Source organism: Mesorhizobium opportunistum WSM2075 (assembly GCF_000176035.2).
Lineage (GTDB): Bacteria > Pseudomonadota > Alphaproteobacteria > Rhizobiales > Rhizobiaceae > Mesorhizobium > Mesorhizobium opportunistum.
The window spans coordinates 1,190,108-1,205,230 of record NC_015675.1; the positions used below are offsets into that span (position 1 = coordinate 1,190,108).

Genomic DNA, 15,123 nt, shown 5'->3' on the forward strand with positions numbered 1-15,123 from the left:
GTGCCAACGATCAGGCTCAAGGAGCGCAAAGGCGCGGACAAAATGGGAGAGATCAGATGAACCTTGCGAAATGGACTGTCGGCCTGATGGCCGGAATGAGCATGCTGGCCTTCGCGGCGCAGGCGAATGCGGGTGAAGTACGGGTCACCGTTGCCGAATACAGCGCCAAGACCGGCCCCTATTTCGAGGAAGTGAAGAAGGAATTCGAAGCGAAGAATCCCGGCATCACCGTCAAGTTCGAAGTCGTGCCGTGGGATGTGCTGCTGCAGAAGCTGACCACCGACATCACCGCCGGCACAAATGCCGATCTGTCGATCATCGGCACGCGCTGGCTGATCGACTTTGTCCAGCAGGATGTCGCGGAGCCGCTCGATGGCTACATCACGCCCGAATTCAAGGACCGCTTCATCGACACGTTCCTGTCGCCCTCGATCATGAACGGCAAGACCTACGGCCTGCCGATCGCCGCCTCGGCGCGCGCCATGTATTACAACAAGGAACTGTTCGAGAAGGCCGGCATCGCCAAGCCGCCGGCAACCTGGACCGAGCTGCAGGAAGACGCCCGCAAGATCAAGGCGCTGGGGACCGGCGCCTTCGGGTTCGGCCTGCAGGGCAAGGAGATCGAGACGGACGTCTATTACTACTACGCGATGTGGTCGCAAGGCACCGAGATCCTCAACAAGGACGGCACGTCGGGCCTTGGCACGCCAGGCGCGCTCGAAGCCGCCAAGCTCTACAAGTCGATGATCGACGAGGGGCTGACCGAACCGGGCGTCACCTCCAACAACCGTGAGGACGTGCAGAACCTGTTCAAGCAGGGCAAGGTCGGCATGATGATCACCGCGCCCTTCCTATCCAACCAGATCAAGGACGAGGCACCGACGCTGAAATACGGCGTCGCCGCCATTCCGGCCGGTCCGACCGGCGCACGCGGCACCTATGGCGTCACCGATTCCATGATCATGTTCAAGAACTCCAAGAACAAGGACGAGGCCTGGAAGCTGATGGACTTCCTGTTCACCACGGAGCAGCGCGCCAAGTTCACGCAAGGCGAGGGCTTCCTGCCGGTGAACAAGGAAGAGGCCAAGATGGATTACTACGTCAACAACGCCGATCTGGCCGCCTTCACCGCGCTCCTGCCCGACGCCCGCTTCGCGCCGGTCATCCCGGGTTGGGAAGAAGTCGCCCAGATCACGTCGGACGCCATGCAGAAGATCTATCTCGGCGGCGACCCCGAGGCAGGCCTGAAGGACGCGGCGGCGAAGGCCAATGCAGTGTTGAAGAAGTAGGGGCGGTGCTAGAGAAATAGGGGCTGCTGAAGGAATAGGGCGTATCTCCCTGCGCCCCGTGGCGCGCCCCAGACTCAGGCGGGGCGCGCCACTCAATCTTCAGCAGAAACAAAATCGTCTACGTCGGCGCCGCCCAGCCAGGCTCCTTTCCTCTCCCTCCGGAGGGGGAGAGGTGGCTCGGCGAAGCCGAGACGGAGTGGGGGAACCACCTGGCAGCCGCCGCGAACGGATATAGGAAGAGCACCAGGCGCAAGCCTCGCATCGCCTTGCGCCCAGGGGTCGACCCCCACTCCGTCGAGCTTCGCTCGACACCTTGTATCTACACGAGAGCGATTTCGTGGGATTGAAGCGATTGAGCCAAGGTCCGGGCGGCCGCCCGGACCTTGGCTTGGCGAAGTCGCCCGTACCACCTGAGGTTACAGCCGCGGGAGAGCTTGGGATCTTCGCCTTCGTCACGCACGACCGAACAGTCGCTTGGTTCCAACCGTACGCACAAGGCAGGTTACCGTGAACAAGATCATTTGTGGAGTTGATGTTTCGAAGGATTGGCTGGACGCGCATGTCTGGCCAGGCGGTGCGGCAGAGCGTTTCGCCAATGACGCGACGGGCATCGCAGCTCTTTGGCTGTTCTGCCGTGGCCACGGCGCAGCAATGGCGGTGATGGAGGCGTCGGGCGGCTATGAGAGGCTGGGGTTCATGCTTTTGTGGGCGCATGGCATGCCGTGCGGCGTGGTCAATGCCAAGAGCGTGCGTCGCTTCGCCGAGGCGATGGGTTATCTGGAAAAGACCGACCGGATCGACGCTGCTGTCATCGCCCATTACAGCGAAGTCAAGAAGACGGTCCCCACGCCACCGCCGAGCGCTGCCCAGCAGCGGCTCGCCGCACTGGTTGCGCGGCTTTGCCAGGTTGTCGGCGATGCGACCATCAACAAGCAGCGCAGAAGTGCCGCACGCGACGCCGAGACATGCGCCAGCATCGAGGCCATGCTGGCCTTCCTCAAGCGCGAGCAACGACGGCTGGAAGGCGAGATTGCCTCGATGATCGACGACGATCCGCTGTGGGCCAGGCTGGAGCGGGCCTTCCGTTCGCTCAAGGGGGTGGCCGGGCGCACCGTCGCCCGCCTGATGGCCGAACTGCCTGAGATCGGCCTCATCTCCAACAAAGCCATCGCTAAGCTGGCAGGCCTCGCCCCCATCGCAGATGACAGCGGCAGGCGGGCCGGCAACAGGCATGTGCGCGGCGGACGCGCCGGGCCGCGAGGCATCCTCTTCATCGTCGCGGCCATCGTGGCCAAGTTCGATCCCCATCTCAAAGCGTTCGCTCAGCGGTTGCAACAGGCCGGAAAGTCCAAAATGCTCATCCGCATCGCACTCGCCCGAAAACTCCTCGTCATCCTCAATGCAAAAGCACGCGATGCGCGAGCCGAGTTCGCAAATGCAACTTGACACCCCAGACAGTCGCTCTCCCCCGGTCGACGGGGGAGAGGAAGGGCTCCCTTCCGCAACTGCTGCGGAGGACGGGCAGGCAAGTGAGGACGGCGCTTACGGTTGTAAGCAATCCTGAAGCGGTGTCCTGAAAAGAACGAGGCCGGACCAACTCAATCTGTTAAGCAGCGAAATCCAATCTCCCCGCAACGCGGTACAAAGCCAGCCGATGCAAAATCGCTTCCTGCCCTACCTCCTGACCTTGCCCAGCCTGTTCCTGGCGGCGGTCGTCATCTTCTGGCCGGTCTGGGATTTGATCCAGATCTCGACGCATGACGTCAGCCGCTTTGGCCAGTTGCGCGATTTCTCGGGCCTGACCAATTTTGCCGCGCTCACCGCCGATCCCGATTTCATCGCCGCGCTCTGGCGCACGGGGCTGTGGACCGTGCTGGTGGTTGGCGGGGCGCTGTTGCTGTCGGTTCCGGTGGCGATGATCCTCAATACCGATTTCTATGGCCGCGGCATTGCCCGCGTCATCATCATGCTGCCCTGGGCGGTATCGCTGACCATGACGGCGGTCGTCTGGCGCTGGGCGCTGAGCGGTGAAAGCGGCATGCTGAATTCGGCGCTGATCGGGCTGGGCCTGATCGACCACAACATCCAGTGGCTGGCGCAGGCCGAGACCGCCTTTCCGATGCAGGTGCTGATCGGCATACTGGTGACGGTGCCGTTCACCACGACGATCTTCCTCGGCGGCCTGTCGTCGATCCCCGACGATCTCTACGAGGCGGCGGCGCTGGAAGGGGCGACACCGCTGCAGCAGTTCCGCGAGATCACCTTTCCGCTGTTGAAGCCGTTCATCAACATCGCCATCGTGCTCAACACGATCTATGTCTTCAACTCGTTCCCGATCATCTGGGTGATGACGCAAGGTGGGCCGGCGAACTCGACCGATATCCTGGTCACCCACCTCTACAAGCTCGCCTTCCGCATCGGCAAGCTGGGCGAGGCCTCCGCCGTGTCGCTGGTGATGTTCGCCATATTGCTCATCTTCACCATGATCTATGTGCGGCTGGCGATGCGGGAGCAGCGCGCATGACAAGTAAACTCAAACGCACCGTCATCGCATGGCTGCTGCTGGCGCCCTTGATCGTGGTGACGATCTTTCCCTTCGCGGTGATGTTCCTGACCGCGGTCAAGCCGCGGCAGGAGGTGCTGTCGCCGACATGGTGGCCGAGCGAGTTCCGCTGGTCGAATTTCTCCGACATGTGGGTAGCCACCGGCTTCGGTCAGGCGCTGGCCAATTCGCTCTACGTCTCGGTCATCGCCACGGTCGGCGCGATCCTGATCTCGGTGCCTGCGGCCTATGCCATGTCGCGCTTCCGCTTTGCCGGTTACGGCGCCTTCCGTCAGTTCCTGCTGATCTCGCAGATGATCTCGCCGATCGTACTGGTGCTCGGCCTGTTCCGGCTGATGGCCGCCTGGGGGCTGGTCGAATCGACGACGGCGCTGGGCTTCATCTACATGGCCTTCAACGTCGCCTTCACCGTGTGGATGCTGCAGAGCTATTTCGACACCATTCCGCGCGATCTCGAGGAAGCCGCCTGGATGGAGGGTGCCGGCCGCTGGCTGACGCTGCGAAAAGTGTTCCTGCCGCTCTGCCTGCCGGCAATCGCGGTGACAGCGATCTTCACCTTCATCAACGCCTGGAATGAGTTCGTCGTCGCGCTCACCATGCTGCGCAGCCAGGAAAGCTATACGCTGCCGATCCAGGTGTTCTCGCTGGTCGCCGGCCGCTACACGATCGAGTGGCATCACGTCATGGCCGCGACGCTGCTGGCGACGCTGCCGGTGGCGATCCTGTTCATCTGGCTGCAGCGCTACCTGGTTCGGGGTTTGGCGCTCGGGGCCGTCAAATAGCAATCCCAGCAATTCCAGGAAAAGTGTGCAGCGGTTTTCCGTCCGGAATTGCGAAAACAAAAGTCCACTCTGGAGCTTTCATGCGCATCTTCACCGCCTCGCTGGCGACGGAAACCAACACCTTTTCGCCGGTGCCGACAGACCGGGCCTCGTTCGAGATGGCCTTCTATGCCGGACCGGGCAAGCATCCGGAGACGCCGACGCTGTGCTCCTCGCCGATCGTCGCCTTGCGCCGGCGCGCGGCCGCCGAGGGACTGACCGTGATCGAAGGCACCGCCACCTGGGCCGAGCCCGGCGGCCTGGTCCAGCGGCAGACCTATGAGGCATTGCGCGACGAGATTCTCGGCCAGCTCAAGGCGGCGCTGCCGGTCGATGCGGTCATCCTCGGACTGCACGGCGCCATGGTGGCGCAAGGCTACGACGATTGTGAAGGCGATCTGCTCGAGCGCGTCCGCGCAATGGTCGGGCCGGATGTGGTGATCGCCTCCGAATTCGATCCGCACAGCCATCTGACGCCCAAGCGCGTGGCGGCGTCCGATATCATGGCCTATTTCCTGGAGTTCCCGCACACCGATTTCTACGAACGCGGCGAGCATGTCGTCGAGCTCGGGCTGGCGGCGGCGCGCGGCGAAATCAAGCCGGTCATCTCGACCTTCGACTGCCGCATGATCCAGGTTTTGCCGACCAGCCGCGAGCCGATGCGCTCCTTCGTCGACCGCATCAAGGCGCTGCAGGGCAAGGATGGCGTGCTGTCGGTCTCGGTCATCCACGGCTTCATGGCGGCGGATGTTCCCGAGATGGGCACGCGCATCCTGGTCGTCACCGACAATGACAAGGAAAAGGGCGATGCGCTGGCGGAACGGCTGGGGCGGGAGCTCTATGCCATGCGCGAGAAGACGGCGATGACGATGCTTAGTGCCGCCGACGGCATCGATCGCGCCTTGGCCGTGCGGGCTGAAAGACAGGACAGGCCGGTGGTCATCGCCGATATCTGGGACAATCCCGGTGGCGGCGTTGCCGGCGATGGCACCGTCGTGCTGCGCGCCATGCTGGAACGCGGCTTGAAGAACGTTGGCGTGGCGACGATCTGGGACCCGATCGCGGTGACCTTCTGCCAGGCTGCGGGCGAAGGCGCTGTCATCGACCTGCGCTTCGGCGGCAAGGCTGGGCCGTTGGCGGGCGAGCCGATCGACGCGCGCGTCAAGGTGCTGAAGGCGGTTCCGGAGGGATGGCAGAGTTTCGGCCCAAGCCGGGTGACGCTCGGACCGGCGGCACTGGTCCGCATCGAAGGCACCGAGGTCGACATCATCCTCAACACCAACCGCACGCAAACCTTCGAGCCCGATATTTTTTCCAACATCGGTGTCGATCCAATGAGCAAGGACGTGCTGCTGATCAAGTCGACCAACCATTTCTATGCCGGCTTCGAGCCGATCGCCGCCGAGATCATCTATGTCTCGGCGCCGAGCTCGTATCCCAGCAATCCGGCGGTGACCGATTACAAGAAGCTGACGCGGCCGGTGTGGCCAAGGGTGGCGGATCCTTGGAAGGCATAGGGTTCTTCCTTCTCCCCTTGAGGGAGAAGGTGGCCTCGCGAAGCGAGGTCGGATGAGGGGTGTTCCAGCTTGGCGTCATCGCTTGTCCGGCCATGAGGGTGGACCGATCATCGACGCCTCACTCCGCTGGAACACCCCTCATCCGTCTCTCGGCGCTGCGCGCCGATCCACCTTCTCCCGCAGGGGGAGAAGGGAAGACGCTACACCAGCCCGCGCTTCACCATCATCGCTTCGGGCGACGGCATCTTGCCGCGGAACGCGGTGTAAAGCTCTTCCGGGTCCTTCGAGCCGCCGGCGGCGTAGATGTTCTTCCGCAGCCGCTCGGCGAGCGCCGGATTGAAGGGATCCCCGGTCTCCTCGAAGGCGGCAAATGCATCGGCGTCGAGCACCTCGGACCACATGTAGGAATAGTAGCCAGCCGAATAGCCGTCGCCCGAAAAGACATGGCCGAAATGCGGGGTGCGGTGGCGCATCGCTATGGTGTCCGGCATGTCGAGCTTCTCCAACGTTTCGGCTTCGAAACGAAGCGGCTCCGCCGGGGCATCGGGCCGGGCGTGATAGGCCATGTCCATCAAGGCCGAGGCGGTGAATTCGACGGTGGCGAAGCCGGCGCCGAAGGTGCGCGCGGCCAGCATCTTGTCGAGCAGCGCCTTCGGCATCGGCTTGCCGGTCTTGACATGCAGCGCGTGCTTTTCCAGCACCGCCGGCACCGTCAGCCAGTGCTCGTAAAGCTGCGAGGGCAGTTCGACGAAATCGCGGCTGACCGAGGTACCGGCGACCGAAGGCCACGTGACGTCAGTCAGCATGCCGTGCAGCGCATGGCCGAATTCATGGAACAGCGTCTTCGCCTCGTCGACCGACAGCAATGCCGCCTCGCCCGCCGGCGGCTTGGCGAAGTTCATGATGTTGTAGATCACCGGCTTCGAGCCGTGGCCGAGCCGGTAGCCGGACTTCAGCGCGCTCATCCAGGCGCCGGAACGCTTGGAAGGCCGCGCGAAATAGTCGGCAAGGAACAGGCCGCGCTCGCTGCCGTCGGCATTCTTCACCACGAAGATACGCGCGTCGGGATGCCAGGCGGCAATGCCCTTCTTCTCCTCGAAAGTGATGCCGAACAGTCTTGTCGCCACGTCGAAGCAGGCGTCGATGATGCGGTCAAGCTGCAGATAAGGCTTCAGTTCCGCCTCGTCGAAAGCGAACTTTTCGGCGCGCAGCTTCTCTTGGTAGAAGCGCCAGTCCCAGGCGGCGAATTTCTCGTTGCTGCCGGCCTCCGCCGCCAGCCGCTGCAATTCGGTCTGGTCGGCGGCGGCCTTTTCCAGCGCCTTCTTCCAGACAGGGTCGAGCAGCGCGTGCACCGCCTTCGGCGTCTTGGCCATGGTGTCGTCGAGCTTCAGCGCGGCGAAGGAGGCGTAGCCGAGCAGCCCGGCCTTTTCGGAACGCAGCTTCAGCATGTCGCGCACCACGGATGTGTTGTCGGTGGCGCCGCCATTCTGACCACGCATGGTGAAGGCGCGGAAGGCGATCTCACGCAGGTCGCGGCGTTCCGAGAAGGTCGTGAACGGCTCATAGATCGAGCGCGACAGGGTGACGGCGTAGCGGCCCTTCTGGCCGCGCATCTCGGCGGCTTCCGCCATGGCGCTCTTCAGGAAATCCGGCAGGCCGGCAAGGTCGGCCTCGTCGAGGAACAGCGCCCAGTCACGCTCGTCGGCCAGCACGTTCTGGCCGAAAGTCGTGCCGAGCGAGGACAGTTCCTCGCTGATCGCCGCCAGCCGCTTCTTACCCTCGGCGTCGAGCTTGGCGCCGGAGCGGACGAAGCCTTTCCAGGTCTTTTCCAGGACCCGCAGGGTTTCGGCGTCGAGCTTGAGGCTCTCGCGGCGCTGGTAGAGGTCGTCGATGCGGGCAAACAGCCTCTCGTTCATCGAGATCGCCGAGAAGTGCCTGGACATCTTCGGCGAGATGTCGCGCTCCAGTGCCTGGATCGCCTCGTTGGTGTGAGCGCCGGCCCGGCACCAGAAGATCGACGAGACGTGATCGAGCGCCTCGCCGCCGAGTTCCAGCGCGGCAAGCGTGTTCTCGATGGTCGGCGCCTCCTTATTGCCGGCGATCGCTTCGATCTCCGCCTCATGCGCCTTCAGCGCGGCGTCGAAGACCGGGGAAAAATCGCCGTCGCCGATATGGGCAAAATCGGGCAGGCCGAGCGGCCCTTGCCACGCGGTCAGCGGATGGGCGGCGAGATCGACGGTTTTCGTGGAGGGCATGAATGGTCTTTCGCTGGTGGTGGCAAGTGGGGGGTGGCAAGGACGGCTCGGTGTCACCGATGTAGGGCGTGGCGTTCGGGCCCGCAATATGGCAGTCGGCCGCCTCAGAACCCGTCGCAGTTTTCGGCGATCGCCGCTTGTGAGCTGGCGGTGATGCGGTTGTCGGTGACCGCGAAAGTCTCATGCATCAGCATGTCGTTGCCGGGGAAGTCGTAGCAGGCGATGACCGTGGTGACGCCGGCCTCGCTCTTCTCTATCCGGTGGCGGATCGCAGCACCCGCGACCGCGCCCCTCCATTCGTCGATCGAGGCGATGAATTCCTGCTTGTTCTGGACGATGCCGAGGTCGTCGAGCTTGATGCGGACGTCATCGGCCAGCAGGTCGGAGAGTTCGGTGCGGTCGGCGACCAGCAGCGCCGAATACCAGCGGCTGATGATGGCGCGGTCATCGGCGCGGGCGGCCACGATGGCGACCAGCAGCGCGGCGGTAGTGAAAACGACCGACCGGACGTTCACCACTTGCCGCGCCTTGCCGTTCATTCCAGCACCGGCCGCTCGAAATCGCCGGTCTCCTTGTTCATTACCCAGAGTTCGCCGGTCGAAATGTCGAACCAGGCGCCATGCAGCGACAGCCGCCCCTTGCCCTCCAGGATCGAGACGCAGGGAAAAGTCCTGAGGTTGGCGATGGAATAGCGGACCGAGATGCGCTCGAGTGCCGTCTGACGCTCGGTCGCCGTCATGAAGGTGCTGGAGGAGACGGTCTCGGCGGCGGGCGCGATCAAGCTCATCCACTTGCCGATGAAGTCGCCGGGCGACAGCGGCGCCGAGTTGGGGTCGAGCGCGGCGCGGATGCCGCCGCAGCGGCCATGGCCCATGACCACGATGTTTTTGACCTTGAGGCTCTGGACCGCGAATTCGAGCGCGGCCGAAGTCGAATGGAACTCGCCGTCCGGCTCGTAGGGCGGCACCAGATTGCCGACATTGCGCAGCACGAAGAGTTCACCCGGGCCGGCATCGAAGATCGCTTCGGGCGCGGCGCGCGAATCGCAGCAGGCAACGATCATGGTCTCAGGTGCCTGCCCCTCGCGGGCGAGCTCGCGGTAACGGCCGCTCTCGGTGAGATAACGGCCGTTCATGAAATTGCGGTAGCCGGCGAGAAGGTGGTCGGGAAGATGCGGCATGGGCGGCTAAGGCCTTTCCAGTTGGAGGCGGAAGCTCGTTGCGGTCGAGAAAGGCTCTAACGGTAAAAGCCTGTTGCGAGCAATGCAGAATTGTGAGGGCTAGTCATAAATGCCATGCGTCAAAGCGGGGCGTCAGCCGATACTGTCATGCCCAGATGGCGACCTGTATGCCAAAACCGTCAACGAGCGGCGGGTTGGGAAACGACCTGGCCTTGCCGCTGGCGATGCGGCCGGCAATCAGCATCATCGCGGCGGCATCGAGAAAATCGTCGGCGGCCGCGCCGCGCGGCGGCACCTGGTCGAGAAAGGCCATGTCATAGCTGTGCCGGCACAGCAGCGCCTTGCGTTCGGCCATGCCGGCGGGATTGATGCTGCCCTTGATCTTCTTCGGCAGCTGCATCGGCTGGTCGTCGTTCAGGCGGCAGAAGGCGACTTCCGGATGCGATTCGAAGACGCGGCCGCGCAGATCGGGCCGCGCGATCACCAAGGCGTCGATCTCGCGGATCTTCGAGAAGATGCCAAAGGCCTGGATCGAAACGCCGCGCGGCGGATCGGATGTGGTCCTGGCCACCTCGCTTGCCCTGATATGCGCGGCGTACCAGGCTTCGATCGTGGTGAATTCGTTGGTGTCCGCATAAAGCGCCGATCGGGACGGGATCGAAAAGACGCTGGACTGGCGTGGCCCGAGCAGCGGCCGCACCAGCGCTTCCGGTCCGCGCCCGCCTCTGCCCGAAAACTCCGGCAGACCGATCGGCATGTCGACGGCGACGACTGCGTTGTCGGGATTGGCCGCAAGCAGCGCCGCGAAGCTGGAGAAGACCTCGACCGAAGGTGCCGAGCCTGGTTCGCGGCGCACGGCGATCCAGCCGGCCTTGCAGCCATCGGCGCCGACGAGCGCGGTCGCGGCCGATGTCACGCCCGGCGGTCCCGCCCCGGATGCGTGAGGTGGCGCAGCTGCACCATGGCCATCGGGTGCGACAGGCTCTGCGCGTCGGTTTCGAGCTGCAGCTCGTCGCCGCCGCGTTTTGCGGTGCGCGCGAGTATCTCGTAGACCGCCGCCGTGGTCGATTGCAGGGCTTTGATCGCCGGTTGGCCGGAGAGGATGCGGGCGAGGTAGACGGCCGCCGTCAGGTCGCCCAGACCGTTCGGCGGCTTGTCGATCAGGCGGTGCTCGGCGAGCAGCGCCTGGCTGCCGTCGAGCAGAAGATTGCCGGTGCTACCGGTCATCATCGACGGCGCCGAGGTGACCAGCATGGTCGACGGCCCGGCATGGAGTGCAGCCGAGATCACCGATTTGAGGTCGGGAAGCGGCGCGCCGGCCATCCATTCCAGCTCGTAGCGGTTTGGGGTGGCAATGTCGGCGATCGGCATCAGCCGGTCGCGCATGGCGGCGGCGGTTGGTTCGGGCACATAGAGGCCGCCAGAATCACCCATCACCGGATCGCAGATATAGACGGCATCAGGCGTCCTGGCCTTGACGGCGGCGACCAACGAGGCGACAGCCTCGGCCTGGCCGGCCTCGCCGAGATAGCCCGACAGCACGGCGCCAACCTCGCCCAGCCACGGCGAGCGCTCGAGGTCGGCCATCAGCGCCTTGAACTGGTCGAGCGGCGGCACGATGCGTGTCGCCCGCCCGTGGCCGGGATGCCAGGGCAGGATGACAGTCGGCACCGCCCAGACCGGGAACCCCAGCGTCTCCAAGGCAAAGACGGCGGCGCGGTTGCCGACCGAACCACGGGCGACATGGCTCGAAATGACGATGACCGCGCGCGGCGCGTCGGGTTTTTCGGCGCTCATTGTTTTTTGATTCCTAGCTGCCCCGGATGAGGAAAAGCACGAGCCAGACCATCAGGCCCAGCGCCAGAAGCAGGCCGAGTATCCTGCCAATGCGCGTACCCCAGACCTCGACCGGGTCCGCGCGGTCGGCGTCGGCGGCGGCGACGTGGTCGCGCACGCCTTTCGCGGTCCGCGCAACCAGCGAGGTGCCGGACGGATCGGTCTCCTGCGCGACGCGCTCGAGGATACGGCGCGATTCGTTGTCGCTGTCCTGTCGTCCGGCCATGATGGTGTCCTGCCTTCCGCCGACCTTATCGTGATCGCCTTGCTAATTACAGCGTCTTGTCAATTACAGGATATTGCCAGTTATTACAGGGTCTTGCGGCCGATGGTAACGTGCCGATAACCCGTTCCCGCCGAGGCCGTTTTCTTGCGCGCCGATTGTGGTAATGCTTCGCATGCAACTTCTGTCGAGGGACCGATCATGCTTGCCCAGCGCCTTGCCTCACCATCCATGTTCCGCACGCTTCCCGCCTTCCTGATGATGGCTTTCGTGCTGCCGCTGCTTGCCGGCTGCGGCTACAACACCATCCCGACGGCCGAGGAAAACGCCAGGGCGGCTTGGAGCGAGGTGCTGAACCAGTACCAGCGCCGCGCCGACCTCATCCCCAACCTGGTCGAGACGGTCAAGGGCTACGCCTCGCATGAGAAGGACACGCTCGACGCGGTGGTCGAGGCGCGCGCCAAGGCGACGCAGATCACGGTGACGCCGGAAACGCTCAAGGATCCCGAAGCGCTCAAGAAGTTCCAGGATGCCCAGGCCGGGCTGACCAGCGCCCTGTCGCGGCTGATCGCGGTATCGGAAGCTTATCCGGACCTCAAGGCCAACCAGAACTTCCTGGCGCTGCAGGCGCAGCTCGAAGGCACCGAAAACCGCATCGCGGTGTCGCGGCGCGACTACATCCAGGCGGTCAGAGACTACAATCTGACGCTGAAGACCTTCCCGTCGGTGCTGTGGGCGACCTTCTGGTTCCGCGGCAACGAGCCGTTCGCCAATTTCACGGTGGACGAAGACAAGATGCAGGTGCCGAAGGTGGATTTCGGCACGAAGCAGGGTGGGTGAACGATCAATTAATCGGGTCTGGTCCTTGTTGACCTTGAGTTCCGTCACACCCCCCTCTGTCCTGCCGGACATCTCCCCCGCAAGGGGGGAGATCGGCTGGCACTTCGACTTTCGCCAATCTTCGGCGTTTGAAGGTTCGCGCCAACAGCGAAGCTGCCAATCTCCCCCCTTGCGGGGGAGATGGCCGGCAGGCCAGAGGGGGGTGCGAAGAAACGCCAACCTCAATTTTCTTGCCCTAATTTTCTTCCTTCTCTTGGTCCTTCCGCTAACCGCCGTCGCCGCGGACCTCCCGGCGCTCACGGGCCGAGTGGTCGACAATGCCGGCATCATCGATGCCGCGACCAAGGCGGCGCTGACGCAGAAGCTCGCCGACTTCGAGACCAAGGGCTCCGACCAGATCGTCGTCGCCACGATCCCGAGCCTCGACGGCGAGGAGATCGAACCCTATGCCAACCGGCTGTTCCGTTTCTGGAAGCTCGGCCAGGCAAAGGAAAACAATGGCGTGCTTTTGCTGGTCGCGCCGAACGACCGCAAGATGCGCATCGAGGTCGGCTACGGGCTGGAAGGCACGCTGACCGACCTGCACACCAAGCTGATCATCGAAAACGACATGGTGCCGGCCTTCCGCGCCGGAGATTTTTCCGGCGGCATAGCCAAAGCCGTCGACGACATGGTCATGGTGCTCGAAGGCAATCCGGAGGAGCTGGAAGCGCGGGGAAAACGCAACCAGCAGGCGCCGTTCAATTCCGACGACCTGTTCTTCGCCCTTTTCATCAGCATCTGGGCAATCATCTTCTTCGGCAGCATCGCGGCCTCGATCCTGCCGCCGATCTTCGGCCAGAAGCTCGGACCCGGACGCTATCGCTGGCTCGGCATGACCTTCGAGCCCGGCCGGCGATCCTCGAGCGGCGGCTGGTCCTCGGGTAGTTCCGGCGGTGGCTGGTCTTCGGGTGGCGGTGGCTTTTCCGGCGGCGGCGGTTCGTCAGGCGGCGGCGGCTCATCTGGCAGCTGGTGAGCCCATGCCAAGGCCCGCCCTCGCTCTTTCGATATCCGGTCATTTCGCCAAGGGGTTGCGCCTTGCCCTGATGTCCATGGTGGCGCTGCTGTTTGCCTTGCTCAGCGCCTTCGCCGCCGAACTGCCAGCCCTGACCGGGCGGGTGGTCGACAATGCCGGCATCATCGATGCCGCGACCAAGGCGGCGCTGACGCAGAAGCTCGCCGACTTCGAGACCAAGGGCTCCGACCAGATCGTCGTCGCCACGATCCCCAGCCTCGACGGCGAGGAGATCGAACCCTATGCCAACCGGCTGTTCCGCTTCTGGAAGCTCGGCCAGGCAAAAGAAAACAACGGCGTGCTTCTGCTGGTCGCGCCGAACGACCGCAAGATGCGCATCGAGGTCGGCTACGGGCTGGAAGGCACGCTAACCGACCTGCACACCAAGCTGATCATCGAAAACGACATGGTGCCGGCCTTCCGCGCCGGCGACTTCTCCGGCGGCATAGCCAAGGCCGTCGACGACATGGTCATGGTGCTCGAAGGCAATCCGGAGGAACTGGAAGCGCGGGGAAAACGCAATCCCGCCGACAGCGGCACATCCATCGACCCGATTGCCGCGGTGTTCCTGATCCTATGGGCGACGATGTTCTTCGGTGGCCTGGCGATGGCATTCCTGCCGCCGATGTTCGGCACAAAACTGTCGCCGGGCGTGTATAGATGGCTGGGCATGACGTTTCGTTATGGCCGGGGCCCGAGCGGATCCTCAGGCACCAGCGGCTGGACAACGGGCTCGTCGGGTGGCGGCTGGTCGTCGGGAAGCTCCGGCGGCGGCTGGTCCTCGGGATCGAGCAGCGGCGGCGGCGGATTTTCGGGCGGTGGTGGCTCGTCCGGTGGTGGCGGTTCTTCAGGAAGCTGGTGAGACAATGGCAGCACGACCGATCAGCCCGCAGGATCATGAGCGCATCGCCGATGCGATCCGCGCCGCGGAAACCAGGACCGACGGCGAGATCTACTGTGTCGTGGCGCATGCCAGCGACGGCTATTTCGCCCCCGCCGCCTTGATGGCGACGCTATGCATGCTGGTCGTCAGCCTCGCCGTCGCCTATGGGCTGGAGGCCTGGTGGCTCACCATCCGGCTGCCGCATTTCGTCCTCGCCCAGCTTTTGGCGCTGGCCTGCGTGCTGGCCCTGCTGTGGGCGCTGCCCGGCTTGCGCATCCACATGGTGCCACGGCGGCTGCGCTATCAGGCGGCACACGCCAATGCGATCAAACAGTTCCTCGCCCGCAACGTCCACCGCACCACGGCGCGCACCGGCGTGCTGGTCTTCGTCTCGATCGCCGAGCGCTATGCCGAGGTGGTCGCGGATTCGGGCATCGACGCCAAGGTCGGCCAGCATGTCTGGGACGGCGTGGTGCGCGACTTGACCGCGCATGCCGGCAACGACCGGCTTGCCGACGGTTTCGTCAAGGCGATCGAGCAGGTGGGCGCGGTGCTGGCCGAGCATTTCCCGGTCACGTCCGGCGACACCAACGAGCTTGACGACCATCTGGTCGAAATCTAAGCGCCTGCCGTCGAGATTGCTTTGCCGACCCGGGCCTTGC

The 15,123-nt window shown here is 64.2% G+C and carries 15 protein-coding genes; 9 read left to right on the forward strand and 6 right to left on the reverse strand.

Translation table 11 applies throughout. From position 1 onward, the window contains the following. The first annotated feature begins 56 nt into the window (after positions 1-56). The 5 genes from MESOP_RS05680 to MESOP_RS05700 all read left to right on the forward strand — a co-directional run bounded on the left by MESOP_RS05680 (position 57) and on the right by MESOP_RS05700 (position 6,190). Positions 57-1,289, forward strand: coding sequence for an ABC transporter substrate-binding protein (locus MESOP_RS05680; RefSeq protein ID WP_013892372.1), 1,233 nt, complete (start codon positions 57-59; stop codon positions 1,287-1,289). A gap of 507 nt (positions 1,290-1,796) precedes the next feature. Beyond that, positions 1,797-2,735 carry an IS110 family RNA-guided transposase gene (locus MESOP_RS05685; RefSeq protein ID WP_013892107.1) on the forward strand — a complete coding sequence of 313 codons (939 nt, stop codon included), beginning with the start codon at positions 1,797-1,799 and terminating at the stop codon, positions 2,733-2,735. Positions 2,736-2,943: 208 nt separating this feature from the next. Beyond that, a complete protein-coding gene (locus MESOP_RS05690) occupies positions 2,944-3,813 on the forward strand; it encodes a carbohydrate ABC transporter permease (protein WP_013892373.1) in 870 nt (289 codons plus the stop codon). Continuing rightward, positions 3,810-4,634, forward strand: a complete 825-nt coding sequence (locus MESOP_RS05695) for a carbohydrate ABC transporter permease (protein ID WP_013892374.1) — start codon at positions 3,810-3,812, stop codon at positions 4,632-4,634. Before MESOP_RS05690 ends, MESOP_RS05695 begins: the two co-directional genes overlap by 4 nt. An 80-nt stretch (positions 4,635-4,714) precedes the next feature. Continuing rightward, a complete protein-coding gene (locus tag MESOP_RS05700; protein WP_013892375.1) occupies positions 4,715-6,190 on the forward strand; it encodes a M81 family metallopeptidase in 1,476 nt (491 codons plus the stop codon). A gap of 200 nt (positions 6,191-6,390) precedes the next feature. Here the strand turns inward: MESOP_RS05700 and MESOP_RS05705 are convergent, their stop codons facing one another. The 6 genes from MESOP_RS05705 to MESOP_RS05730 all read right to left on the reverse strand — a co-directional run bounded on the left by MESOP_RS05705 (position 6,391) and on the right by MESOP_RS05730 (position 11,687). After that, the gene (locus MESOP_RS05705) at positions 6,391-8,445 is read right to left on the reverse strand and encodes a M3 family metallopeptidase (RefSeq protein WP_013892376.1); all 2,055 of its coding nucleotides are present in this window, start codon (positions 8,443-8,445) and stop codon (positions 6,391-6,393) included. A gap of 104 nt (positions 8,446-8,549) precedes the next feature. Then, on the reverse strand, positions 8,550-8,984 hold the full coding sequence (locus tag MESOP_RS05710; RefSeq protein WP_013892377.1) for a hypothetical protein: 435 nt from the start codon (positions 8,982-8,984) through the stop codon (positions 8,550-8,552). Beyond that, positions 8,981-9,625, reverse strand: coding sequence for a carbonic anhydrase (locus tag MESOP_RS05715; protein WP_013892378.1), 645 nt, complete (start codon positions 9,623-9,625; stop codon positions 8,981-8,983). Before MESOP_RS05715 ends, MESOP_RS05710 begins: the two co-directional genes overlap by 4 nt. Before the next feature lie 145 nt (positions 9,626-9,770). Beyond that, entirely contained in the window at positions 9,771-10,541 is a 771-nt protein-coding gene (locus MESOP_RS05720; protein WP_013892379.1) for a DUF429 domain-containing protein, read from the reverse strand. Continuing rightward, positions 10,538-11,422 (reverse strand): pyridoxal kinase PdxY, encoded by an 885-nt coding sequence (gene pdxY, locus MESOP_RS05725; RefSeq protein WP_013892380.1) that lies wholly within the window; start codon positions 11,420-11,422, stop codon positions 10,538-10,540. The genes MESOP_RS05720 and pdxY overlap by 4 nt, the downstream gene beginning before the upstream one ends. Positions 11,423-11,435: 13 nt before the next feature. Next, complete coding sequence (locus MESOP_RS05730) at positions 11,436-11,687, reverse strand: hypothetical protein (protein WP_013892381.1); 252 nt, start codon at positions 11,685-11,687, stop codon at positions 11,436-11,438. Positions 11,688-11,885: 198 nt separating this feature from the next. Between MESOP_RS05730 and MESOP_RS05735 the strand changes: the two genes are divergently transcribed. The 4 genes from MESOP_RS05735 to MESOP_RS05750 all read left to right on the forward strand — a co-directional run bounded on the left by MESOP_RS05735 (position 11,886) and on the right by MESOP_RS05750 (position 15,083). Continuing rightward, positions 11,886-12,524 carry a LemA family protein gene (locus tag MESOP_RS05735; protein WP_013892382.1) on the forward strand — a complete coding sequence of 213 codons (639 nt, stop codon included), beginning with the start codon at positions 11,886-11,888 and terminating at the stop codon, positions 12,522-12,524. A gap of 169 nt (positions 12,525-12,693) precedes the next feature. Further along, entirely contained in the window at positions 12,694-13,539 is an 846-nt protein-coding gene (locus MESOP_RS05740) for a TPM domain-containing protein (protein WP_041164011.1), read from the forward strand. 4 nt (positions 13,540-13,543) lie between these two features. Then, the gene (locus tag MESOP_RS05745) at positions 13,544-14,440 is read left to right on the forward strand and encodes a TPM domain-containing protein (RefSeq protein ID WP_013892384.1); all 897 of its coding nucleotides are present in this window, start codon (positions 13,544-13,546) and stop codon (positions 14,438-14,440) included. Positions 14,441-14,444: 4 nt separating this feature from the next. After that, the gene (locus MESOP_RS05750) at positions 14,445-15,083 is read left to right on the forward strand and encodes a TPM domain-containing protein (RefSeq protein ID WP_013892385.1); all 639 of its coding nucleotides are present in this window, start codon (positions 14,445-14,447) and stop codon (positions 15,081-15,083) included. The last annotated feature ends 40 nt before the right edge of the window (positions 15,084-15,123 follow it).